We start from the raw sequence: 22038 nt of genomic DNA, 5'->3' as shown, positions 1-22038 counted from the left end.
CGATCAAGGTGCCGCGCTGGCTAGCCGGCCGGCAAGGTCAGCACGAAGGCCGCGCCGCCCTCAGGGCGGTTGGCGGCGCTGAGCGAGCCGCCATGTTCGCGCGCGATGCCATAGCTGATCCACAGCCCAAGCCCGGTGCCCTCGCCGACCGGTTTGGTGGTGAAGAACGGCTCGAACAACAGGTCGATCGCGGCTTCCGACAGGCCATGGCCGTTATCGGCGATGGTGATCGTGATGTCATCACCCTGGCGGCGCGCGCTGATGGTGATGCTGGGCGCCACCTGGCCGCGCACCGCATCGATGGCGTTGTCGATCAGATTGACGATGATCTGATGGAACTGGCCTTCATGGCCCATCACCGCCAGCTCTGGTTCGAGATCGAAGCTCAGCGCAACATGGCCGGGCTTGGCGCGCGTCGCCCACAGCGCGGCGGTGCGCAGCACCCGCTCGACATCGATGCTCTGCATCTCGCCGGGCTTGGAAAAGCTCAGCCGCCGCAGATTTTTGACGACATCCGACACCCTTGTGGCACCTTCCAGCGTGCCTTCGATCAGCGAGCCGTAATCGTCGAGCAGCGCATCGATGCGCAGCTCGCGGCGCAGCGCGGCGATCTCTTCGGCATCGGCGTCGCCATGCAGCGCCTGCAGATAATTGCTGAGCCGTTTGCGATAGCGCTCCAGCGTATGGATGTTGCCATAGATGAAGCTGATCGGGTTGTTCAGCTCATGGGCGACACCGGCCACCAGCCGGCCGAGGCTCGCCATCTTTTCCTGCTCGATCAATTGCCGCTGCGCGCGCTGCAGCTTGCTATGCGCGGCATGCAGCGCCTCATAGGCGCGGCGCAGCTCGCCGATTGGCCGCGCGGTCAGCACGGTGCCGACCCGCACGCCCGTCGGATCGTGGCGGGTGGCAGCATTGACGGCATAGAGATCGGACGGGCCATGCGCGGTGACAAAGCGCACTTCGAGATTGACGACGTCGCTTGAAGCCTGCGCGCCAACCAGCGCAGCGGCCTGACGCCGATCGGCCGGATCGAGCAGATCGGCCAGCGAGCGCTGCGCGACATCCTCGCTGCGGCAGCCGAGCAGTTGCATCGCGGCGGGGTTGATCTGCAGCACCCGTCCGTCGCGATCGCACACGATCAGCACATCAGACACCGCCTCGATCACGCTGGAAATGAACGCCTGCGCTTCCTCGAGCGCGGTGTTCTTGTCTTCAAGCTCGGTCTCGTAGCGCAGCAGGTCGGCGTACACTTCGTCCATCTTGCGGATCACTTCGATCCACGCCGTTTCCTGATCGCTGGCGAGCGCGAACGGCAGCCCGGCGCCGGCCCGATCGAGCAGCCCGGTCTTGAGCCCGATTTCGGCTCCGACCTTGGACCCGCTCTCGCCGCGCTCAGCCATCACGGCTCACGCCCTTGCGCAGATCATAGCGCCCGAGCTTGTTGCGCAGCCCGACGCGGGACAGCCCGAGTTCGCCGGCGACGCGGCTGATATTGCCGCCATGGCGATCGAGCGCCTCGGTGATCATCAGCCGTTCCAGCGCTTCGATCTGGGTCTTGAGCGTCGCGCCGACGCTGTGACCATTGCCATGACCATTGTGATGTCCGTTGCCGTGTCCATTACGCAGCGTGATCGGCGCGCCGCTGGAACGAATGCGCGGCGACAGATCGCGGTCCTCAAGCTGGCCATTGTCGGCCAGCACCACCATGCGCTGGATCTCGTTCTGCAATTCGCGGACATTGCCCGGCCAGTCGTAGCACTGCATGCGCGACAGCGCGTCGGGCGCGATGCCATGTACCGCGCGGCCATAGGCCTTGCTGACTTCATCGAGCACGCGGCGCGCGATCAGCGGAATATCCATCGGCCGTTCGCGCAGCGCCGGCATGTGCAGCGGAAACGCCGCCAGCCGATAATAGAGATCGCGCCGGAAACGGCCGGCGCGCACCTCGGCTTCCAGATCGCGATTGGTGGCGGCGACCACGCGCACATCGACCTTGCGCACCCGCTGCGCGCCGAGCGGGCGGATTTCGCTCTCCTGCAGCACGCGCAGCAGTTTGACCTGAAATGCCGGCGAGGTCTCGCCGATTTCGTCGAGGAAGATGGTGCCGCCGTCGGCGACCTCGAACAGCCCGATGCGATCCTGATAGGCGCCGGTGAACGCGCCCTTCTTGCAGCCGAACAATTCGCTTTCCAGCAATTCGTCCGGCAGCGCGCCGCAATTCTCGACCACGAACGCTTTCGCGGAGCGGCTGGAGCCATAGTGAATGGCGCGCGCCAGCAATTCCTTGCCGGTGCCGGACTCGCCAGTGATCAGCACCGAAATGTCGAAATCGGCGGCGCGTCGGCCGAGCTCGATCACGTCGCGCAGCGGGCTGTCCGGCGCATGCACAATCCGGTCGAAGTCGAATAATTGCTGCGCGGCGCCGCGCTTCTCCGTCACCACCCGCTTGACGCGCTCCGGCGTCAGCTTCATGTCGATGCCGGCGGTCTCGGTCTCTTTCTGCAGCCGGAACAGCTGCACCGCGCCGCGCACGCTGTCGAGCAGCTTGTCGGGATGCCAGGGCTTGGCGATGTACTGATAGATGCCGGCCTCGTTGATGCCGGCGATGATGTCCTCTGAATCCGAATAGCCGGAGATGATCATCCGCACCGGATCGGGCCACACCTCGCGCACATGTTTTAGAAAATCGACGCCGGTCTCGTGCTGCATGCGCTGATCGCACAGGATGGCGTGCACGATCTCGCTTTCCAGCACGCGCCTGGCTTCACCCGCGTCCTTGGCGCAGATCACCTCGAACTCTTCGCTCAACACCCGCTTCAGCGATTCGAGAGATCGGATCTCGTCGTCGACGACGAGCACGGTCGCCTGTCCACTCATCGCATCACCTCGCTCACGCAACGTCATCCGTCCTCAGCAGATCCGTGGCAATTGCTCGCCCGACAACCAATCGACAATGCGGCCGCCGCCGAAACTCGTCGTCATCTGCACAAAGCGATGATCATCCTCGACCACCTCGCCGATCAGCGCGGCATCGCGGCCGAGCGGATGGGCGCGCATCGCTGCCAGCACGCTATCGGCGGCGTCAGCGGCGACGACCGCGACCAGCTTGCCTTCATTGGCGACATAGAGCGGATCGAGCCCGAGCAACTCGCACGCCGCCGCCACTTCCGGCCGCACCGGCAGTTGCTGCTCATCGAGCCGGAAGCCGGCGCCCGATTGCTGCGCCAATTCGTTGAGCGTCGCGGCGAGCCCACCTCGGGTCGGATCGCGCATCACGCGCAGCGCTTGCGGCGCGGTCGCCACCATCGCCGCCACCAAGCCATGCAGCGCCGCGGAGTCCGACACGATCGAGGTTTCGAACGCGAGGTTCTGACGCTGCGACATCACCGCGACGCCGTGATCGCCGATCGTGCCCGACAGCAGCACCTTGTCGCCGACCTGCGCCTGCTGCGCCGACAGATCGAGACCGGCCGGCACCACGCCAACGCCGGTGGTGGTGATGAACACGCCATCGGCCTTGCCGCGTTCCACCACCTTGGTATCGCCGGTGACCACCGGCACGCCGGCCGCGCGCGAGGCGGCGCCCATGCTGTCGGCGATGCGCTGCAGATCGCTCAGCGGAAACCCTTCTTCGATGATGAAGGCCGCCGACAGATACAGCGGCTTGGCGCCGGACATCGCAATGTCGTTGATGGTGCCGTGCACTGCCAGCGAGCCGATGTCGCCGCCCGGGAAGAACAGCGGCGACACCACATAGCCATCGGTGGTGATCACCATGCGCCCGCCCGCGACATCAAACGCCGCCTGATCATTGCCGCGGCGTAGCCAGTCATTGTCGAGCGAGGGCTGGAACAGCTCAGCGATCAGATGCGCCATCGCCCGGCCGCCGGAGCCATGGGCAAGATCGACGCGGCCGTCCTTGAGATCGAGCTTGCGATGCTTGATGCGGCTGCTCATGCCACTCTCCTGGCGTGATCGCGGAACCGGCCATAGGTCCAATGCGCGGCGCAGGCGCCTTCCGAGGACACCATGCACGATCCCATCGGCGTTTCCGGCGTGCAGGCCGTGCCGAACAATTTGCAGTCGGTCGGCCGCTTCACGCCGCGCAAAATCGCGCCGCATTCGCAGGCGGGATTATCAGGCGCCGACACTTCCGCGATCTCGAACCGCCGTTCGGCATCGAACGCTGCATACTCGGCCTTGATGCGCAGACCACTGGCCGGCACCCGGCCAAAGCCGCGCCATTCAAAACTGTCGCGCAGCTCGAAATAGGTCGCGACTTCCGCTTGAGCGATCAGGTTGCCCTCTGGCGTCACCGCGCGCACATATTGGTTCTCGACCTGATGGCGACCGTCATTGACCTGCTGGATCAGCATCAGGATCGCCTGCATCACATCGAGCGGTTCAAAGCCGGCGACCACCACCGGCTTGCGAAACCGTTCGGCGAATTCCGCAAAAGCATTGGAGCCGATCACCGCGCTGACATGCGCCGGGCCGATGAAGCCATCGAGCTGTGGCACCGCGCCGGCATCGACATCGGGATGATCGAGGATGCCGCGGATCGCCGGCGGGGTTAGCACGTGATTGCAAAACACGCTGAAATTGCTGAGTTGCTTGCGGCTCGCGATCCGGATCGCCAGCGCGGTCGGCGGCGTGGTGGTTTCAAAGCCGATCGCCAGAAACACCACCTGGCGCTGCGGCTCGGCTTGCGCGATCGCCAGCGCATCGAGCGTGGAATACACCATGCGGATATCGGCGCCGGCCGCCCTGGCCCGCAGCAGCGAGCTGCCGCGCGAACCAGGCACGCGCATCAGATCGCCATAGGTGCACAGCGTCACCGCCGGCCGCGACGCGAGTGCAATCGCCATGTCGATCCGGCCGATCGGCAACACGCAGACCGGGCAGCCGGGGCCATGTACCATGCGCACATTGCCGGGCAAGAGATCTTCCAGGCCATAGCGCGAGATCGCGTGGGTGTGGCTGCCGCAAAATTCCATGAACGAATAGCTGCGCTGCGGATCGGCGGCCGCCGCGATCGCCGCCGCTACTTTGCGCGCCAGCGCGCCGTCGCGATATTCATCGACATATTTCATGCCGCGGCTCCCTGACTGTCGCTGCCCAGTTCAGCCAACAGGTCGAGCGTGCGGCGCGCTTCCTCCGGATCGATGCGGGCGAGCGCAAAGCCGACATGCACCACCACATAATCGCCGACCTGCGGGTCCTCGATCAGCGCCACCGACACCGCCTTGCTGACGCCATCGAGCGACACCCGCGCCATCTGCTCGGGCAGCAGTTCTGTGATTTCGGCAGGAATGGCGAGACACATCGGTTACGCTCCTGAAGCTTGTTCAATCACAGTGAGGCCGGCGACCCAGGCCTGGCCGAGGCTGAGCCCGCCATCATTGGGCGGCACGGCCCGCGCGACGAGCGGCGTCAGCCCGCCCGCACGCAGCCGTGGCATCAGCTCCGTCATCAGCACGCGGTTGAGACAGCAACCGCCGCCGAGCGCGACGGTGCTGAGCCCGGCTCGCTCGGCCGCCTGGATCACCCAGTCGGCGAGCGCGGCGGCGAGCGTGCCGTGGAACAGCTCGGCGCCGTGGCGCGCATCAATGCCGGGCGTCGCCAGCCGCGCCAGCAGCGGCGAGAGGTCGAGCTGATCGCCAGCGATCCGCCAGAGCGCGCTATCGAATCGCGGTCGATTGACCAGCGCTTCCAGCTCCATCGCCGCCTGGCCTTCGTAATGCTGCACGGCGCAGACTTTGAGCAGCCCGGCCGCGGCGTCGAACAACCGTCCCGCGCTGCTGGTGGACGGGAAGGTGCCGCGCGCCAGCAATTGCGCCAATAGCGGCGCCGCTTTCTGATCGGCAAAGCGCTGGCCAATCTCATCGGCCCGCTGCAGCACAGCCAGCGCCGCCGCTGCCATCCGCCACGGCTCGCGTGCCGCGACATCGCCGCCCGGCAATGGCAATGGCTGCAGATGGCCGATCCGCTGAAAGCGCGCGCCATCGACGCGCAGTAATTCGCCGCCCCAATTGCCGCCATCGCTGCCAACGCCGTGACCATCGAGCACCAGCCCGAGCAGCGGCGTGGTGACGCCGTGTTCGGCGGCGATCGCCGCGACATGGGCGTGATGATGCTGGACGCCGAGCAGCGGCAGACCGAGACTCTCGGCAAAGCGGGTCGAGGCGAAATCGGCGTGCAGATCATGCGCGATCAGCACCGGCTGCGTGTCCAGCATCGCCAACAGATGCGCGACCATCTCTTCAAAGAACCGCAACGTCGCGGCGCTGCCGAGGTCGCCGATATGCTGCGAGACAAAGGCTTCCCGGCCGCGGGTTGCGGTCACGGTCGCTTTCAGCAATCCGCCGACCGCCAGCACCGGCGGCAGTTCATGCGGCAACTGCACCGGGCGCGGCACATAACCGCGCGAACGGCGCAGCAGATAGGGCTGCTCGTCCAGCACCATCGCCACGCTGTCATCGGCGCGCACCACGATCGGCCGATCATGATCAACAATGACATCGGCAATGCCGGCGAGCTGGCGCTCGGCCTCGCTGGTGACAATCGGATCGCCGCCGAGATTGGCGCTGGTCGCGACCAGCACCAGATCGACCGGCGCCTGCTGCCAGGCGCGGCCGTGCGGCGCGCCAGCGGCGGCGTGAAACAGCAGATGATGCAGCGGCGTATAGGGCAGCATCACGCCGATCCGGTCGAGCGACGGCGCGATCGCAGGCGCCAGCGTGCCGCGGCTGTTGAGCAGCACGATCGGCCGCTCGACCGAACGCAGCAGCGCGCGCTCGGCGGCGCTCGCTTCGGCGACCGTATCAAGCGAGGCTTCGGAAGCGATCATCACCGCAAACGGCTTGGCGTCGCGGCCCTTGCGCCGGCGCAGCTCGGCGACAGCATTCTGCTGACGCGCGTCGCACAAGAGATGAAAGCCGCCGAGGCTTTTCAGCGCGACGATCTCACCGCGGCGGAGACGAGCCACGATCTCCGGAATGTCATGGCTGAGCTGCGGCCCGCACTCCGGGCAGGCGATCGGCTCGGCATGAAAGCGCCGGTCATGCGGACCTTGATAATCGCGCTGGCAGGCGGCGCACATCGCAAAGCCGGCCATCGCGGTGTTGGCGCGGTCATAGGGCAATTGCCGGGTCAGCGTGTAACGCGGCCCGCAATGCGTGCAGTTCACGAACGGATAGAGATGAAACCGGCTTTCGGGATCAAACAGCTCATCGAGACACGCTTCGCAGGTCGCGGCATCGGCGCCGATCCGGGTCGCTTGCCGGCCGGCGCGGCTGCTCGCGATCTCAAAGCCGCGCTCGCCGAGCGGCCGCAGCGGCTCAGTCTCGACCGCTTCGACCCGCGCCAGCGGCGGCGCTTCATCACGCAGCGCCGCGACGAATTCCGTCAGCGCCGCGCCCTCGACTTCGATCAGCACGCCCTCGGCATCATTGGCGACATAACCGCCAAGCTGATAGCGGCTGGCGAGCCGATACACGAATGGCCGAAACCCCACGCCCTGCACGGCGCCGCGCACCCGCACCCGGGCGCGGCTGGCCGAGCTGGCGCTCGTGGGGCTCGGCGCCATCGCGTTACTCCGCCGCCTTGGCCGCCGCGCGGGCCGCGGCGGCGCGCTTGTCGATCCAGGCATAGAACGCCGGCAACCCCTCGCCGCTGCGCGCCGACACGGTCAGCACCTCGATCTTGGGATTGACGCGGCGCGCATATTCGATGGTCGACGCCAGATCGAAATCGAGATGCGGCAACAGATCGATCTTGTTGAGCAGCAACAGATCGGCGGCCGCAAACATGTCGGGATATTTGATCGGCTTATCTTCGCCTTCGGTGATCGACAGCACCACCACCTTGTGCGCTTCGCCAAGATCGAACGCCGCCGGGCAAACCAGATTGCCGACATTTTCAATGAACAGCAGGCCATCGGTGAGCGGCGGCAATTGCTCGAGCGCATGGCCGACCATATGCGCGTCGAGATGGCAGCCCTTCCCGGTGTTGATCTGGATCGCGGGCGCGCCGGTGGCGCGAATGCGCTGCGCGTCATTGGCGGTCTGCTGATCGCCTTCGATCACTGCGATCGGATAACGACCGTTCAGGTCGGTGATGGTCTTGACCAGCAGCGAGGTTTTGCCCGAGCCCGGACTGGACACCAAATTGAGCACGAACACGCCGCCCGCCGCGAACCGCGCCCGGTTGCGGCGCGCATAATCGTCATTCTTGGCGAGGATATTGCGCTCGATCTGCACCACGCGCGCCTGGGTCAGCCCCGGCACATGCACGCCGGCCAGCCCGCCGCCGAAATCGATGCGGCCATCGGCGCTCGGCGCCGGGTGATCGTGATCCGCGTGGCCATGATCATGGTGGCCATGATGGTGGTGGTCATGATCATGGTGGTCATGGTCATGATCGTGACCGTGGTGATGGGCGTGATCGTCATCGGCGTGGTGATGATCGTGGGAATGATCGCCGTGGTGATGATGATCATGGTCATGGCTATGAGCATGAGCGTGGGCATGCGCGTGCGCATGGCTGTGGCTGTGGCTGTGACTATGGCCATCACCGTCATGATGATGGTGATGATCGTGGTGATGCGTGTGATCATGGTCGTGAGCATGGTCATGATCATGCGGATGGTCATGCTGATGACCGTGTTGGCCTTGCTCGACCTTGGCGCTGCCGCAGCCGCACACCGTACACATCAATCGACCTCCAATTCCTTGACGCGCAGTTCTTCGCCTGCGGTCACCTGCAATTGATGCCCGCCGCAACGCGGGCACGGTTCATAGCGCTGCGCCAAAGGCACCGTGGCCGCGCATTTCATGCACCAGGCTTCGCCGGGCACGCCGATGATCTCGAAGCGCGCCTCGGCGGCGATGGTGTTGCGGCTGACCGCGGAAAAGCAGAACCGCAGCGCCTCGGGCTCGACATGGCTGAGCGCGCCGATCTCCAGCCACACCGCGCGCACCTTGGAAAAGTTCTGCTGCTGCGCTTCGCGCTCGATGATTTCGATCACGCTTTCGCAGAGCGCCATCTCATGCATCGGCGGCCTCCGTCAGCTTGACGCTGAATGCCACGCAGGGGTCAAACGCCGCCACCAGCCGTTCGACGCGCTGTTGATCGGCGCCGTCGCCGCGCAGTTGCAGCGCGCTCAAGGCGCGGCACAGCGCGCCCTGCGGATGGAAATTCCATTCGGTCGGCGCCAGCATTTCCAGCCGGCTGACGTGGCCGTGCGGATCAAGCGCCACCAGATGATGCAGCCGGCCGCGCGCGCCCTCGACCGCGGCGATGGCGTCATTCGCGGCGAGCGACGCTGTCATCACCAGATCGCCGGGCAGCTCGCCGCGCAGCACGGCGCGGAGCTGATCGGGCGTTGCGCGGATTTCGATCAGCCGCGCCACCAGCCGCGCGCCGAGTCCAGCGCCGAGTTCCTTGATGAGCGGGTGCGCCGCCTGCCGGGCCAGCGCGCCGGTTTCCGGCAATCGGCCGCCGAGTTGCGGGCGCGCGGCAAACAGCGCGCCTTGCTGCCACAGCGCCGCGCCGATCGTGGCATCGTCGCTCGCGGCCAGCGCATCGATGGCGACCGCGCCGAACGCTGCATCGCTGGTCAGCAGCCCAGCATGCAGCGCCGCCAGCGGGCCATCGGCAGCCAGCCAGTGCTGATAGTTCGCGAGATCGTCCAAGCAGTGCGGCGGCAGACCGATCGCCGCAAGCCCCGCATCGATGGCGTCGATCGCCGCCGCATCCGGTAGCGCCGCGCCGTCAAACCGCCGCGCCGCTTCGCTGATCTGGCGCAGCGCCGGCGCGAGGGACGGCAGCGCCGGCCCCGCCAGCGCGAGCACCGTGCCGCGCAGCAATTCGCTCATCCGCTCGGCCAGCACCGCGGCGCTGTGCGCAAGCCGCGCGCGCTCGGGCAGCGCCGAGCCGCGCGCCATGGCGCAGGCCGCCGCAAAGGCCGCGCTATGGGCGCGGCCGCATAGCGCGAACAGGCGCGGCAGCAGCGCCGCCACCGCATCGCCATCGCGCCCTTCCGCCAGCCGGCCGATCCCGACCGGACGGCGCGCGCTGATCTTCACCGCAACGACGCGATTGGCCGCCACGGCCAAACTCACCTCGATGCGATCATCGCGCGGCGCGGCGTTCATCGCGGCCGCTCCCGGAGCTCGCCGCGCAGGAATTTGCGGCGATCGAGCGCCACCTTGGTGGGCGACGGCGGCGGCTGCGCTGGCGCGTCCACAGGCGAGGTAAACTCCGCATCGAGCACCGCCGCCAAGGCCGCCGCGGCCGCCTGTTCGGCGGTCGGCTGATCGGCAAAGCCGAACATCGGCGAGAACAGCGAGCAGCTTTCGATGGTGCCAAAGCCATCGAGCTGGCCCACCGTGAATTCCAGCGTACCGGCCGGCAGCGTCCGCGCCACGCCGCTGCCATGGGGCAGATCGCCGGCCACAGCGTCGAGCGGAATCCGCACCAGATTCATGAACCAGGGCGTGACCATCACCCCAAACGCATGATCATCGCGGGCGTGGAAACCGATCGCAGCGACCTGCAGCGCGGGATTGAAAACCGGCAGATCGCGCATGCCGCGCTCGGCGGCATGGTAGAAGGCGGCGAGCGCCTCGCCCGCGGCACGCGCTTCCGGATCGCGGTCCGCCGGGCTCTGCGGCGGCCCGGTGCAGATCGAATGCGGCGCGTCGGTCATCGGAAATACGCCTCGATGATCTCGTCGAGCCGTTCTGCGGAATCGTGAAAATCCTCATTGGCGGCGCACACCGCCGCCGGCACGTCGCCGATTTCGATGGTGTCGAGGATCGGCGTTTCCATCGAATTCAGGAACTGCACCGACCAGACGTGACGAACCCCGGTGGCCAGCACCCGGCAGCTGCCATAGCCGCGCGAGAACAATTGGATCGGCCCATTGCCGAGCGTGTCGACCAGATGCGCCATGTCGGCGGCGTTCATCGGCAGCAGCGTGAAATTGATGACATGCGAGGCTTGGCCAGCGCGATGCGACGACACCCGCTCGCGGATCTCGGCCAGCACCGGCATGACGTTCATGATGCCGTCCGGCGGCTCGCCGACCGAAAATTCCGTCACGGTGAAATCGCGCGCGGCGTACGCCACGATGCCGGGCACATCGCCGATCTCGAGATAATCGAGCTGCGGCTGTTCGGCATCGGCCTCGATCCGCACCCGCCACAGCCCGGTCATCACCGATTCCTGGATCTGGGCGACGCGGCGATCGGGCAGCGCCACGATGCCGGACACTTCGCCTTCGCCCAAAATGTCGAACAGCAATGCGCGCTCGGCCGCCGACAGCTGATCGGTGCTGACGATCTGGTTGCCGCCATCGGCCGATTGGATGGCGAGCGCTTCGGCCAGCTGCGCCAAGGTGGAAGCCAGCAGCGGGCATTGCTGACGCAGTTCCTCGCCGCTGCTTGTCGCCAGCGCCGAGACCGCGCCCGAGCCGGTCCGGCCGTGCCGCGCGCCGCCGCCATCATGACCGACCGGCAGCAGCGTCATTTCCACGTCATCGCCGTCCGGCGAACTCCAATAGCCCACTCTCATGATGGCAACTCCGCAGTCGGCAACGCATCGGCGATCAGCATCGCGTTGATGCGCGCGAGGTAGTTCGACCAATCCTGCAGCTTGGCAATCACACCCAGAATGCGGTCCGGCCGCGCCAGCACCAGGCTTGGAAACACCGTGACGCCGAACCGCTTCATCAGCAGCTTTTCGGCATCGCTGGCGACCACGGCGGGCACCAGCGCGCCGCCAAACGCCGCAATCAGCTCGGGCAGGATCACCGCAACATCAGCCGTTTCCGGCCAGCGCTCCGGATCGCCACGGAAAAACAGCACGGTGATACGACCGGATTCGGCGAGAACGCCGTCCACCGTCCCGACGTCAACGACAGGCATTTGCGGATCACCAGTGACATCGGTCGCGCGCGTAGCACTCATCACTCCTCCCCATCTCTGCCGTCGCCACTGTTGTTGTCGTCACTGTTGTTATTGTGACGTTTGTTGTGACATTGCTGTCGCGACGGCCTTGCGTCTTAACTGGCAGCAAAGCGCGTGCCAGTCGCGCGAACCTGACATCAATTTGATTGATGGTTGTTGATGTCCGGCCGCTCAACGCAGAGTCAATTGGAAGCACAAATCCCTCGCGCTGGAAAGTTCGATTCCATCGATCGCACTACTTTTTGGCGATAGCAAATAGCGTGCAACTAATCCGTTGCGCGCAGATGTGCCGGCAGTTCCGGCTCGCGATCGATCAGATCGGCGAACAGATGCTCAAACGGCCGACCCTCGAGCGCCGCAGCGACGCCATCGAGCGCGTCGTCGATCAAACGCGCTTCCTCCGCGTCGAGCTTGCGTACCGCACTGTCGATAAACACTAATAAATGTTCGCCTGGTGCTACATCGCCAACTAACACCGTGGACACGCTGCGGTGCTCGCCGCGGCGCACGCAGAGCGCCGAGCTTGCTTCGCTGGACAACACCGTCATCGGCAGCCCGACACACATCCGCAGCGCTCCACTTGTCGGTTGCGCGTTACAGCGGCAACGCCAGCGTGACACCGGCCAGCGCGATCGCGCCGCCCGCCATGCCGACCGCGCGCTTGGGCGCCAGCCGCGGCAGCACGGTGCCGAGCGACAGGCCGACGCCGTGCAGCAGCGCGGTGGCGGCGACGAAGCCGAGACCATAGCCGAGCGGCTGCGCCATCGCCGGCATCTCGGCGCCATGAGCGTGACCGTGTAGCAAACCGAACAACGCCACGATCGCGGCCGCGGCGCCGACCGGCACCTTGACCTGCAGCGCGACCAGCACGCCGAGCGTGATCACCGACAGCGCGATCAGCGATTCCGCCGCCGGCAGCGTGACGCCATAGGCGCCGCCGACCGCGCCGAGCGCCATCAGCGTGATGAAGGACGCCGGCACCAGCCAGCGCGCCGCGCCGCCGAGCGAGGCCGCCCACAGACCAACCGCCACCATCGCCAGCAGATGATCGAGCCCGCCAAACGGATGGATGAAGCCGGCGGCGAGACCGTCGAACTGCGTTGCGTGCCCGGTGTGGGCTTCGGCGATGCCCGGAATGGCGAGCAGCGCGATCGCAACGGCGCCGATGCGGAAATGCTGGGTCATGACGTCTCCTCGTTCAATTCGTTGTTCAGGCCACGGCGCCCTGTTGCCGTTCGTAATGGTCGTGATCGATATCATTGCCGAGCAGCCGCTCGGCCGGGTCGAGCGGCACGGCGCGCGGCGTCAGCACCACGCCCCATTCGGCCAGCACCTCGCACGACAGCGCCAGCGCATCGGCAATCCGGTCCTTCACCGGCGCCGTCAGCGCCCCGCCCCAATTTTCCAGATCCTGCGGCTGGCAGCCGATCAGCGCTAGCGCGCGCGGCGCGGCGCCGAGCAGATCAGCGGCGCTCAGCACGTCCTGAAACCCGGTCTGATGCAGGCTCATCTTCTTGGCGCCGGTGAATTTCGGCACCTCGTCGTCGCGCACCAGTTTCAGCGTGCCGGGCGGCAGGCCGTAATCGATGGCATCGAACACCAGCAGCAACTCGTGCTCCTGCAGGAAATTGACCAGATACAGGCCCTGGGTGCCGCCATCGAGCACGGTGACATTGGCAGGCACTTGATATGTGCGATGAAACGCCTCGACGGCACGGACGCCAAAGCCCTCGTCAGCCCACAGGATGTTGCCGATGCCAAGCACCAGAACCCGGGGCGGCGACTGCGGCTGCGGCGTCATGAGGGGTTCGGACATGTCGTCAACGTCCTCGAAAGCTGCGTGAAAGAGTAGTCGGAGCAGCGCAACTCACCTCTCCCCGCGCGCGGGGAGAGGTGAGCTTTGTGCTCGCAAAGTGTGTTGGGGCGCTGTCACGGTCGTTCTCTACCTCAATCCGGCAGATCGTCGCGGAACAGACGTTCGCCGGACACGATCGACGAGATCATGCTCTGGCGACTGAGAATGTCTTCGCGCACCGCGGCGTAGATGTGCACCATCGCAAACACCACGATCGCCCACATGCCGAGATGATGCAGCGTATGCAGATCCTGGCTGTTTGGGAATAGCGTGAACATGAAGGCGAACATCTTGTACTGCCAGCTATCGATGCCGAGCCCTTCGCCATACATCGCCATGCCGCTGCAGATCATGAACACCATGAACAGCATGAAGGTGAACATCGCGACATGGGCCAGCGGATTGTGGCCGATATATTTCTTCGGATCGCGCACCAGGAACATGTACCATTTCAGCTCATAGATCATGCCCCACCACCAGGTGCGGTTGGTGACCGGCATGTAGAAGATCTGCTTGGAGTATTTGTTGCCGAACAGCGCCCAGATCGCGCGTAGCAGGAAGAACACGATCAGCGCCTGGCCGCAGAAGAAGTGGATGAAGCGGATATAGCCGAACTGGAACGACGCCGAGGCCTCGCCCTGCACCGAGGGCGGCGGCGAGCCGATCAGATAGCCGGTGATGCAGAGCGCGACGATCAGCAGCGCATTGACCCAGTGCCATAGCCGCACCGGGGCCTGATAGACATAGACGGTCTGCAGCGACCGGGCGCGTTCGCCGGCCGAGTCGAGAGCGCCTTGGACCCGCGCGATCTCCGTCATCTTGCTCTCCCTGCGGCCGCAGCCGTGTTGTTGCCAGGATCGTGCGGCGATGATGCCGCCGCACGACGCCGCCGCTTAGCTCAGCGCACCGTCACCCGGGTCATCTCCTGGCCGTCCTCACTCATCACATGGGTCGAGCAGGCCAGGCACGGATCGAACGAGTGCAAGGTGCGCAGGATTTCCAGCGGCTGGTTCGGATCGGCCATCGGCGTGTCGAGCAGCGCCGCTTCAAACGCGCCGATATTGCCCTGCGGATCGCGCGGGCTGCCGTTCCAGGTGGTCGGCACCACGCATTGATAATTGTCGATCCGGCCGTCCTTGATCTTGATCCAATGCGCCAGCGCGCCGCGCGGTGCCTCGGTGAAGCCGGCACCCTTGGCCTGGCTGGCCCAGCTCGACGGCTGCCATTTGTCGACATTGGCGGTCGAGCTGTCGCCGGCCTTGATGGTAGCGACCAGCTTGTCCTGGGCGGCGCGCAGCTTGTGCACGGCCCATTGGCATTCCAGGCCGCGCGCCGCGGTGCGGCCGAGCGTCGAGAACAGCGCGGTCACCGGCACATCGAGCGCCTTCAGCAGTTTTTCGGTCGGCTCCTTGAACTCCGGCTTGCCTTGCGCATAGCCGATGATGTAGCGCGCCAGCGGCCCGACCTCGACCGCATTGCCCTTCCAGCGCGGCGCCTTCAGGAACGAGTACTTCGCCGCCTCGTCAACCGCCTCGATATTGGTCTTGGTGCCCTTGGCATTGGGGCCGAGCGCAAAGTTCGGCTCGGTGATGCCGTCATAAGGATGCAGGCCGCGCTTCTCGTCCGGATATTTGTACCAGGAGTGCGTGACGTATTCCTGGATCTGATCCGGCGCATGCAGATCGACCGGCAGCACCTCGTTGAGATTGCCGTTCAGGATCACGCCGCGCGGCAGCTGCAGGCTCTTGTCGGAGTAGTCATTGGCGTATTCCGGAATGTCGCCATAGGACATCACCGATTTCGAGGCCAGCCCGCCGCCATAGAGCCAGTCCTTGTAGAAGCCGGCGATCGCGATCAGGTCCGGGATATAGACCTGCTCGATGAAGGCGATCGACTGATCGATGATCGAGGAGACCAGATTCAGCCGTTCCATGTTGACGGCCCCGACCGCGCCGGCGCCATCGACATTGATGGCGCAGGGCACGCCGCCGACCAGCCAGTTCGGATGCGGGTTCTTGCCGCCATAGACCGCGTGGATCTTGACGATCTCTTTCTGGAAATCGAGCGCTTCCAGATAATGCGCGACCGCCATCAGATTGGCTTCGGGCGGCAGCTTGTAGGCCGGGTGGCCCCAATAGCCGTTCTTGAACGGCCCGAGCTGCCCTGACTCCACAAACTTCTGCAGCCGCAGCTGCAGGTCCTTGAAATAGCCCGGCGACGACATCGGCCAGGGCGAGATCGACTGCGCCAGCGCCGAGGTCGCTTTCGGATCGGCCTTGAGCGCCGACACCACATCGACCCAATCGAGCGCGTGCAGGTGATAGAAGTGCACGAGGTGATCGTGCACATACAGCGCGAGCTGCATGATGTTGCGAATGGTGTTGGCATTCTCCGGAATGGCGATGCCAAGCGCATTCTCGACCGCGCGCACCGAGGTTAGCGCGTGCGTGCCGGTGCAGACGCCGCAGATGCGCTGGGTGAACGCCCAGGCGTCGCGCGGATCGCGGCCCTTGAGGATCACCTCAATGCCGCGCCACATCGTGCCGGTCGAGACCGCGTTGCGGATCACATTGTTGGAGTCGACATTGACCTCGACGCGCAGGTGGCCCTCGATCCGGGTCACCGGATCGACCACGACGCGGCGGCCGGCATTGTCGAGCTTAAAGCCATTGGGCGTGGTGACATTGGTCATGATGCTGCGTCCCTGACTTAAGCCGACTTGCCGTTGGATTTGCCGTTGCTGCTATCGGGCACTTCCTTGCGCCGCGCGAGGTTGCGCACCGTGGTCACCGCGGCATGGGCGGCGATCGCGACGCCGACCGCGCCGGCCACCGTGGCACCGATCTTGTCGGCATTGGCCTCGATCCCGAATTGCTGGATGGTGGTGAGCCGTTCGTAGAACGAGCCCTTGTCCCAGAAGCCGTCTTCCGAGCAGCCGATGCAGCCATGGCCGGACTGGATCGGGAACGACACGCCGCCATTCCAGCGCACGGTCGAGCAGGCGTTGTAGGTGGTCGGGCCCTTGCAGCCCATCTTGTATAGGCAGTAGCCCTTGCGCGCGGCGTCGTCGTCCCATTCCTCGACAAACTGCCCGGCGTCGAAATGCGGGCGGCGATAGCACTTGTCGTGAATGCGCTGCGAATAGAACATCTTTGGCCGCCCCTGGCGGTCGAGTTCGGGCAGCCTGCCGAAGGTGATGATGTAAGTGATCACGCCGGTCATCACTTCGGCGATCGGCGGACAGCCCGGCACCTTGATCACCGGCTTGTTGCGGATCACCTTGTCGATCGGCGTCGCCTGGGTCGGGTTGGGCTTGGCGGCCTGCACGCATCCCCATGAGGCGCACGAGCCCCAGGCCACCACCGCCATCGCGTCCTCGGCCATTTCCTTGAGCTTTTCCACGAACGGCCGGCCGCCATCGATGCAGAACATGCCGTCTTCGTTCAGCGGCGGATTGCCCTCCACCGCAAGCACATACTGCCCCTTATGTTTCTTGCGGGTCTCTTCCAGGATCGCTTCGGCCTGATGGCCGGCCGCGGCCATCAGCGTGTCGTCATAGTCGAGCGAGATCATCGACAGCACGACATCCTTCACCAAGGGATGCGCCGAGCGGATGAAGCTTTCCGAGCAGCAGGTGCATTCCAGCCCGTGCATCCAGATCACCGGCACGCGCGGCTTCGATTCCAGCGCCTGCGCGATCTGGCTGGCGCCCATCGAGCCGAGGCCCAGGCTGGTCGCGGTCAAGCTGCAGAATTTGATGAAGCTCCGGCGGGTAATGCCCTGTCGCCGGATCACCTCGTAAAAGGTCTCTGTGGCTGTGCCCATACTGGTTCCTCGGGTCCTCGACTGCCGCAACTCTCGTTGGAGCTGCGTGATGATCCGAGGCTCGCAAGAACCGTGCCAGGCTACTGGGGCAGGGTGCCGGGGCGCCAACTACTTGATGTGAAGTGCTGATGGTCGTTGGCAGCGATGTCACGATTGCGCGGTCGTGACCGTTTTGAGTGACAACTCGCTTGCTGTGCTGCCAAGCACGTAACCGCATGGTTACGACATCGTTGTCGTTAGTGTGCGGTGCACACCATACAGGGATCGAATGAGCGCACAATATGCTGCACTGCGACAGATTGCGCGCCGTCATCACCAACCACGGTGCCCACCAGCGCCTGCTCGAGCGGCCCGGCCTGCCCAAGGCGATCACGCGGCGAGAAATTCCAGGTGGTCGGCGCGATGATCTGATAGCGACGGATGCGGCCATCGCCGAGTTCGATGAAATGACCGAGCGTGCCGCGCGCGGCCTCGACAAAGCCGACACCGCAGCCTGTCAGGCGACGCGGCGTGTGATCAAGAAACAGCTGGCGCAGATCGAGCTGCGTCGCCCAGTGCTGCATTGTGATCGCGAGCCGCGCGGTTTCGATCAGCCGCGCGATCACCCGCGTCGCCACGTTGGGTCCCGCGCGTTGCAGCAGATCGCGGATCATTGGCTGGCCATCGACCGCCTGCCGCGCCAGCGCGCCGACCTCGGCGGGCTGGCCGTCCAGCCGCGGCGCCTTGCACCAGGAATAGCCCGCGATCTTGTCGGCATCGGGTAGCGTCTCGGCGCTGGACGGCATCAGCGCCGTGTCGAGCATCCAAGCGCGGGTGACGTCTTCAGTGATCAATGACGGATCGAAGGCACGCGGCGAGGCGCTTGCGGGGTCAAACACCCCGGCGGCGAACAGCGGCGCGTCGAGACCTTGATAACCGCCTGAGCTGAGCAGCGGCAGTGCTATCCGGCCGAGCTGATCAAGCTTCAGATCATCGGCGATCGCCAGAAAGCGCGCCAGATCACTGCTGCGTCCCTGGCGCCAGGCATCGAGCGCATCGGCGCTGTCCAGTGCCAACACATTGTCCAGCGTATCGCCCAGCAGCGTGGTTTCCAGAAAACCGCGCAGATCGGCGATGATCGACAAGAGCTGCACCCGATCGCCAAGATCGATCGCGCGGGTGGTGCCGCCCGGCTGGAACGCGAGGCTATGCGGCCATTTGCCGGCGATCAGCCCCATGATCTGCAACAGCCGCGCCCGCGCGGGCAGCATCTGCGCCAGCGCGCTGCCCTGCTCCGCCTTGAAGCGCGCGGCGATCTCGTCATGCCAGGGCCGCGCCGCGTAGCTGGCACGCGCAAAGTCCGGCATGAAGAACAGATAGAAGTGCGTGAGATGATCGGCGACATTCTCAGCCGCGTGGGCGAGATTGGCGGCGATCACGCCATTTGGGGCGGCCGCGATGCCGTCGACCGCGCGCAGCGCCGCCACCGCGGCCAGCGATTGCGACACCGAGCAGATGCCGCAGATCCGCGGCACCAGCGCCAGCCCGTCGAGCGCCGGGCGGCCGAGCAGCATCTGCTCAAAGCCGCGATAGAGCGGCGCGCTCACTTCGGCGGACGCCACCGCGCCATCCGCAATATCAAGCCGCAGCTCGAGATCGCCCTCGACGCGGTTGAACGGACCGATGATCAGACGGCGGCTCACTTGCGGCGCCCGGCGCCGGAACTGGGCGGCACGATCACTTGATCGGCGGTGGCGTTGGCACGCACCCGCGGCGGCGTCGCCGATTTCGACAGCGCCGCCAGCGCCACGAACCAGGCTTTTGGCATATCGAGCGGCAGCCCGACCGGAATGCCGGCGACCTTCGCAGTTTCGAGCAGGTTATGCGCCGCCTCAAAACCCGGCGAGGTGCAGGCGATGCATGGATAGCCGCCGCGGGTGCAGGAGCCGCCGCCGTTCCAGCCGCGCTGATTGCAGTCGCCGACCGCCTGCGTCGCCTTGCAGCCGAGATGCTCCATCAGGCAGCCGCGCTGCGCCAATTGCTCGGCGCTGGCCTTGAATTCGTAGAACTCGTTGCGGGCGCAGCCATGATGGGCGAGATGCGCCGCGAAGAATTTGGGCCGCGCAAAGGCGTCGAGATCGTCGGCGTTCAGTTCGCCGAGCGCCAGCGCCGCCAGCGTGGTGCTGATCCAATCGGGATGCGGCGCGCAGCCGGCGATATTGACCACCGGCAGGCCGCCGCGCGACCGGAACGAGGCGCCGAGCACGCCGCCGCGCTCGGTTTCTAGAAATTGCAGGCCGCTGGCCTCAGTCGGATTGCCGCCTGCGGCAGCTACGCCGCCAAATGCCGCGCAGCTGCCGACCGCCACCACCACGCCGGCATGCGGCGCAAGGCGCGTGACCCAATCCTGCATCGAGCGCCCGGTGCCAGACAGCATCTGAAAGCGGCCACTGCCCTGCGGGCCGCGCAGCACCGCGCCTTCCAGCACCAGGCCATCGAGCGGCAGCTGCCCGGCTTCGATCGCTTCGAAAATGGCGATGGTCTCGGCGCCGGTCGCTTCGCTGAATGACGGATGCCACAACAAATGCACGCCGAACGACTTAAGCTCGGTGAACCAGCCGTGCGGACCGCGGTCGAGCGCGGCCATGGTGCAGCCGCCGCAACTCGCCCCCTGCAGCCATAACAGATTGAACGGATCCATCCCGGCGCGCTCGCTCCCACCCTGTGCTATCGCGCCTGATGACAGCGCCGCCGAATTGGGCAGCGATCAGGGCAGCGTTGGCCCAAGGCTGACCACGCTGGACGGCAAGGTTAAGCGGCTTCGGCCCGGCGCCGCAAGCGGCAGCGCCGGCCGTGCTTTGGCTTAAAGGCGCGCGCTCAAAATGCTAGCGATCTCGTCGTCGCCAAGCGCGATCGGGTTGGTTTTCATGCTGGAACCGCGGCTGCCGGCCACGATGCGGCCGATATCAGCGGCACTGACGCCGAGCGCCGACAGACTCGGCATCGCCAGCTGCTCGGTCCAGCGCTGCAACAGGCGTAGCAGCGCGGCGCGGTCTTCGGCATCGTCGCGGCCGTGCGCGCCGGTCAGCAACCGGCCGACCTCGGCATAGCGCGTAAGGCCCATACTCTGCGGGTCGCGCTGCGCCATCGCGGCGATGTTGACCTCGGTTGCGGCCGCCAGCAGAGTGCCGCACACCGTGCCATGCGGAATCGGGAAAAACGCGCCGAGCGGCGAAGCCAGCCCGTGCACCGAGCCGAGCCCGGTCTGCGCCAAACAGATGCCCGATAGCAGCGCGGCATAGGCCATCTGCTCGCGCGCCGCCGACGCCGCCGCGCCGTCCTGATGCCAGGCCAGCAAGCCGCCGCGCGCGGCTTCCAGCCCGGAACGCGCCAGCGCCGCGCTGAATGGGCTGCTCTTGGTCGAGACATATGACTCGATCAGCTGGGTCAGCGCATCCATGCCATTGGCGGCGATCAGCGCCGGCGAGCAGCCGGCCATCAGATCGGGATCGACCAGCGCGAGCTGCGCGACCAGCTCGTCGTCGCGGAACGATTTCTTGAAACCATCAAAACCTTGCCGCGACAGCACGGCGTTCTTGGTGGCCTCCGCGCCGGTGCCGGCGGTGGTCGGCACGGCAATGAACGGCACGGCCGGGCCGCGATAGGGCAGCTCCGGGCCAACGCCTTCGAGATGATCGAGCACAGACTGGCCGGAGATCAACAGACCGGCGATCGCCTTGGCCGCGTCGATCGCGCTGCCGCCGCCAAGGCCGATCACCACCGAGATGTTGTCCTGATGATGGGCGCGCACCGCATCATCGACCAGTTCCGGCGACGGCTCGCCCTGCACCTTGACGACCTCGGTGCTGCAGCCCTTGGCGTGCAGCGCCTGCAGCAGCGCCGGTCCATAGGACGAGTTGTCAAACGAGCGCGCCCCGGTGACCAGCAGCACGCGCGGACCATAGCTCGCCGCCAGTTCCGGCAGCTTGCGGATGGCGCCGGCGCCGAATTCGACGCGCGGCAGCCGGCCGACCGAAAACGCCGTCATCACGAGGCGCTCGGCAACAGGCCGTGCATCGGCACGCCGCGGCGCGGCTCGGCCATCATCTCCGCCACGGTGTCGCGCCAGCGCGCATAATGCGCGGTCTGCTTATGGGCGGCCGCGGCCTCTGCGCTGACATAGGCTTCATAGAGCACAAACCGGGTCGGATCGTCCGGCTGCTGCAGCACGTCGAACCGAAGGTTGCCGGGCTCCTGCACCGAGGCTTCATGATTGGCGCGGGTGGCGGCGATGAATGCCTCCACCGCCTCCGGCTTGACGACGACATGAACCAGCGTGACGTGCATAGGGGGCTCCCGAGCGGATCCCTTTGCATATTGCGGTTCGCCGCAGGTGCCAATCGG

At 65.9% G+C, this 22038-nt stretch carries 22 protein-coding genes; all 22 read right to left on the bottom strand.

Annotation, left to right across the window (positions count from 1 at the left end):
- Positions 1 to 20: 20 nt before the first annotated feature.
- The 22 genes from BJ122_RS09835 to BJ122_RS09730 all read right to left on the bottom strand — a co-directional run bounded on the left by BJ122_RS09835 (position 21) and on the right by BJ122_RS09730 (position 21981).
- Positions 21 to 1403 carry a sensor histidine kinase gene (locus tag BJ122_RS09835; RefSeq protein WP_110780876.1) on the bottom strand — a complete coding sequence of 461 codons (1383 nt, stop codon included), beginning with the start codon at positions 1401 to 1403 and terminating at the stop codon, positions 21 to 23.
- On the bottom strand, positions 1396 to 2880 hold the full coding sequence (locus BJ122_RS09830) for a sigma-54-dependent transcriptional regulator (RefSeq protein WP_110780875.1): 1485 nt from the start codon (positions 2878 to 2880) through the stop codon (positions 1396 to 1398). The genes BJ122_RS09835 and BJ122_RS09830 overlap by 8 nt, the downstream gene beginning before the upstream one ends.
- 33 nt (positions 2881 to 2913) lie before the next feature.
- Positions 2914 to 3960: a hydrogenase expression/formation protein HypE gene (gene hypE, locus BJ122_RS09825; RefSeq protein WP_110780874.1), complete on the bottom strand. Its 1047-nt coding sequence runs from the start codon at positions 3958 to 3960 to the stop codon at positions 2914 to 2916.
- Positions 3957 to 5096, bottom strand: a complete 1140-nt coding sequence (gene hypD, locus BJ122_RS09820; protein WP_110780873.1) for a hydrogenase formation protein HypD — start codon at positions 5094 to 5096, stop codon at positions 3957 to 3959. The genes hypE and hypD overlap by 4 nt, the downstream gene beginning before the upstream one ends.
- The gene (locus BJ122_RS09815) at positions 5093 to 5329 is read right to left on the bottom strand and encodes a HypC/HybG/HupF family hydrogenase formation chaperone (protein WP_103011471.1); all 237 of its coding nucleotides are present in this window, start codon (positions 5327 to 5329) and stop codon (positions 5093 to 5095) included. Before BJ122_RS09815 ends, hypD begins: the two co-directional genes overlap by 4 nt.
- Positions 5330 to 5332: 3 nt before the next feature.
- The gene (hypF, locus tag BJ122_RS09810; protein WP_110780872.1) at positions 5333 to 7591 is read right to left on the bottom strand and encodes a carbamoyltransferase HypF; all 2259 of its coding nucleotides are present in this window, start codon (positions 7589 to 7591) and stop codon (positions 5333 to 5335) included.
- Positions 7592 to 7595: 4 nt separating this feature from the next.
- A complete protein-coding gene (hypB, locus tag BJ122_RS09805; RefSeq protein WP_110780871.1) occupies positions 7596 to 8717 on the bottom strand; it encodes a hydrogenase nickel incorporation protein HypB in 1122 nt (373 codons plus the stop codon).
- Positions 8717 to 9058 carry a hydrogenase maturation nickel metallochaperone HypA gene (hypA, locus tag BJ122_RS09800; protein WP_110780870.1) on the bottom strand — a complete coding sequence of 114 codons (342 nt, stop codon included), beginning with the start codon at positions 9056 to 9058 and terminating at the stop codon, positions 8717 to 8719. Before hypA ends, hypB begins: the two co-directional genes overlap by 1 nt.
- Positions 9051 to 10160 (bottom strand): hydrogenase, encoded by a 1110-nt coding sequence (locus BJ122_RS09795; protein WP_110780869.1) that lies wholly within the window; start codon positions 10158 to 10160, stop codon positions 9051 to 9053. The genes hypA and BJ122_RS09795 overlap by 8 nt, the downstream gene beginning before the upstream one ends.
- A complete protein-coding gene (gene hybE / locus BJ122_RS09790) occupies positions 10157 to 10714 on the bottom strand; it encodes a [NiFe]-hydrogenase assembly chaperone HybE (RefSeq protein WP_110780868.1) in 558 nt (185 codons plus the stop codon). The genes BJ122_RS09795 and hybE overlap by 4 nt, the downstream gene beginning before the upstream one ends.
- A complete protein-coding gene (locus tag BJ122_RS09785) occupies positions 10711 to 11580 on the bottom strand; it encodes a hydrogenase expression/formation protein (protein WP_110780867.1) in 870 nt (289 codons plus the stop codon). Before BJ122_RS09785 ends, hybE begins: the two co-directional genes overlap by 4 nt.
- Positions 11577 to 11975, bottom strand: coding sequence for a thioredoxin domain-containing protein (locus BJ122_RS09780; RefSeq protein ID WP_110780866.1), 399 nt, complete (start codon positions 11973 to 11975; stop codon positions 11577 to 11579). Before BJ122_RS09780 ends, BJ122_RS09785 begins: the two co-directional genes overlap by 4 nt.
- Before the next feature lie 266 nt (positions 11976 to 12241).
- Positions 12242 to 12541 carry a HypC/HybG/HupF family hydrogenase formation chaperone gene (gene hypC / locus BJ122_RS09775; RefSeq protein ID WP_110780865.1) on the bottom strand — a complete coding sequence of 100 codons (300 nt, stop codon included), beginning with the start codon at positions 12539 to 12541 and terminating at the stop codon, positions 12242 to 12244.
- 28 nt (positions 12542 to 12569) lie between these two features.
- Positions 12570 to 13160 carry a HupE/UreJ family protein gene (locus tag BJ122_RS09770; RefSeq protein ID WP_110780864.1) on the bottom strand — a complete coding sequence of 197 codons (591 nt, stop codon included), beginning with the start codon at positions 13158 to 13160 and terminating at the stop codon, positions 12570 to 12572.
- Positions 13161 to 13185: 25 nt separating this feature from the next.
- Complete coding sequence (locus BJ122_RS09765; protein WP_245407682.1) at positions 13186 to 13791, bottom strand: HyaD/HybD family hydrogenase maturation endopeptidase; 606 nt, start codon at positions 13789 to 13791, stop codon at positions 13186 to 13188.
- A gap of 131 nt (positions 13792 to 13922) precedes the next feature.
- Complete coding sequence (gene cybH, locus BJ122_RS09760; protein WP_110780862.1) at positions 13923 to 14648, bottom strand: Ni/Fe-hydrogenase, b-type cytochrome subunit; 726 nt, start codon at positions 14646 to 14648, stop codon at positions 13923 to 13925.
- 80 nt (positions 14649 to 14728) lie between these two features.
- Complete coding sequence (locus BJ122_RS09755; RefSeq protein WP_110780861.1) at positions 14729 to 16522, bottom strand: nickel-dependent hydrogenase large subunit; 1794 nt, start codon at positions 16520 to 16522, stop codon at positions 14729 to 14731.
- A gap of 17 nt (positions 16523 to 16539) precedes the next feature.
- Positions 16540 to 17655 (bottom strand): hydrogenase small subunit, encoded by a 1116-nt coding sequence (locus BJ122_RS09750; RefSeq protein WP_110780860.1) that lies wholly within the window; start codon positions 17653 to 17655, stop codon positions 16540 to 16542.
- 236 nt (positions 17656 to 17891) lie between these two features.
- Positions 17892 to 19337 (bottom strand): nickel-dependent hydrogenase large subunit, encoded by a 1446-nt coding sequence (locus BJ122_RS09745; protein WP_110780859.1) that lies wholly within the window; start codon positions 19335 to 19337, stop codon positions 17892 to 17894.
- Entirely contained in the window at positions 19334 to 20335 is a 1002-nt protein-coding gene (locus BJ122_RS09740) for an NADH-quinone oxidoreductase subunit B family protein (RefSeq protein ID WP_110780858.1), read from the bottom strand. Before BJ122_RS09740 ends, BJ122_RS09745 begins: the two co-directional genes overlap by 4 nt.
- Positions 20336 to 20497: 162 nt before the next feature.
- Positions 20498 to 21682, bottom strand: coding sequence for an iron-containing alcohol dehydrogenase (locus tag BJ122_RS09735; protein ID WP_110780857.1), 1185 nt, complete (start codon positions 21680 to 21682; stop codon positions 20498 to 20500).
- Positions 21682 to 21981 (bottom strand): antibiotic biosynthesis monooxygenase, encoded by a 300-nt coding sequence (locus BJ122_RS09730; protein ID WP_110780856.1) that lies wholly within the window; start codon positions 21979 to 21981, stop codon positions 21682 to 21684. The genes BJ122_RS09735 and BJ122_RS09730 overlap by 1 nt, the downstream gene beginning before the upstream one ends.
- Positions 21982 to 22038 lie beyond the last annotated feature (57 nt).

The sequence above is a fragment of the Rhodopseudomonas faecalis genome, assembly GCF_003217325.1.
Taxonomy (GTDB): Bacteria; Pseudomonadota; Alphaproteobacteria; order Rhizobiales; family Xanthobacteraceae; genus Rhodopseudomonas; species Rhodopseudomonas faecalis.
This window is presented reverse-complemented; position numbering and strand designations above follow the sequence as displayed.

Coding starts and splice junctions, on each gene's coding strand:
- hypD (WP_110780873.1), bottom strand. CDS start 5,096: ATGAAATATGTCGATGAATATCGCGACGGCGCGCTGGCGCGCAAAGTA.
- BJ122_RS09740 (WP_110780858.1), bottom strand. CDS start 20,335: ATGGATCCGTTCAATCTGTTATGGCTGCAGGGGGCGAGTTGCGGCGGC.
- hypC (WP_110780865.1), bottom strand. CDS start 12,541: ATGTGTGTCGGGCTGCCGATGACGGTGTTGTCCAGCGAAGCAAGCTCG.
- BJ122_RS09765 (WP_245407682.1), bottom strand. CDS start 13,791: ATGTCCGAACCCCTCATGACGCCGCAGCCGCAGTCGCCGCCCCGGGTT.
- hypB (WP_110780871.1), bottom strand. CDS start 8,717: ATGTGTACGGTGTGCGGCTGCGGCAGCGCCAAGGTCGAGCAAGGCCAA.
- BJ122_RS09770 (WP_110780864.1), bottom strand. CDS start 13,160: ATGACCCAGCATTTCCGCATCGGCGCCGTTGCGATCGCGCTGCTCGCC.
- hybE (WP_110780868.1), bottom strand. CDS start 10,714: ATGACCGACGCGCCGCATTCGATCTGCACCGGGCCGCCGCAGAGCCCG.
- hypA (WP_110780870.1), bottom strand. CDS start 9,058: ATGCATGAGATGGCGCTCTGCGAAAGCGTGATCGAAATCATCGAGCGC.
- BJ122_RS09815 (WP_103011471.1), bottom strand. CDS start 5,329: ATGTGTCTCGCCATTCCTGCCGAAATCACAGAACTGCTGCCCGAGCAG.
- BJ122_RS09780 (WP_110780866.1), bottom strand. CDS start 11,975: ATGAGTGCTACGCGCGCGACCGATGTCACTGGTGATCCGCAAATGCCT.
- BJ122_RS09755 (WP_110780861.1), bottom strand. CDS start 16,522: ATGACCAATGTCACCACGCCCAATGGCTTTAAGCTCGACAATGCCGGC.
- BJ122_RS09785 (WP_110780867.1), bottom strand. CDS start 11,580: ATGAGAGTGGGCTATTGGAGTTCGCCGGACGGCGATGACGTGGAAATG.
- BJ122_RS09830 (WP_110780875.1), bottom strand. CDS start 2,880: ATGAGTGGACAGGCGACCGTGCTCGTCGTCGACGACGAGATCCGATCT.
- cybH (WP_110780862.1), bottom strand. CDS start 14,648: ATGACGGAGATCGCGCGGGTCCAAGGCGCTCTCGACTCGGCCGGCGAA.
- hypF (WP_110780872.1), bottom strand. CDS start 7,591: ATGGCGCCGAGCCCCACGAGCGCCAGCTCGGCCAGCCGCGCCCGGGTG.
- hypE (WP_110780874.1), bottom strand. CDS start 3,960: ATGAGCAGCCGCATCAAGCATCGCAAGCTCGATCTCAAGGACGGCCGC.
- BJ122_RS09750 (WP_110780860.1), bottom strand. CDS start 17,655: ATGGGCACAGCCACAGAGACCTTTTACGAGGTGATCCGGCGACAGGGC.
- BJ122_RS09795 (WP_110780869.1), bottom strand. CDS start 10,160: ATGAACGCCGCGCCGCGCGATGATCGCATCGAGGTGAGTTTGGCCGTG.
- BJ122_RS09835 (WP_110780876.1), bottom strand. CDS start 1,403: ATGGCTGAGCGCGGCGAGAGCGGGTCCAAGGTCGGAGCCGAAATCGGG.
- BJ122_RS09730 (WP_110780856.1), bottom strand. CDS start 21,981: ATGCACGTCACGCTGGTTCATGTCGTCGTCAAGCCGGAGGCGGTGGAG.
- BJ122_RS09735 (WP_110780857.1), bottom strand. CDS start 21,682: ATGACGGCGTTTTCGGTCGGCCGGCTGCCGCGCGTCGAATTCGGCGCC.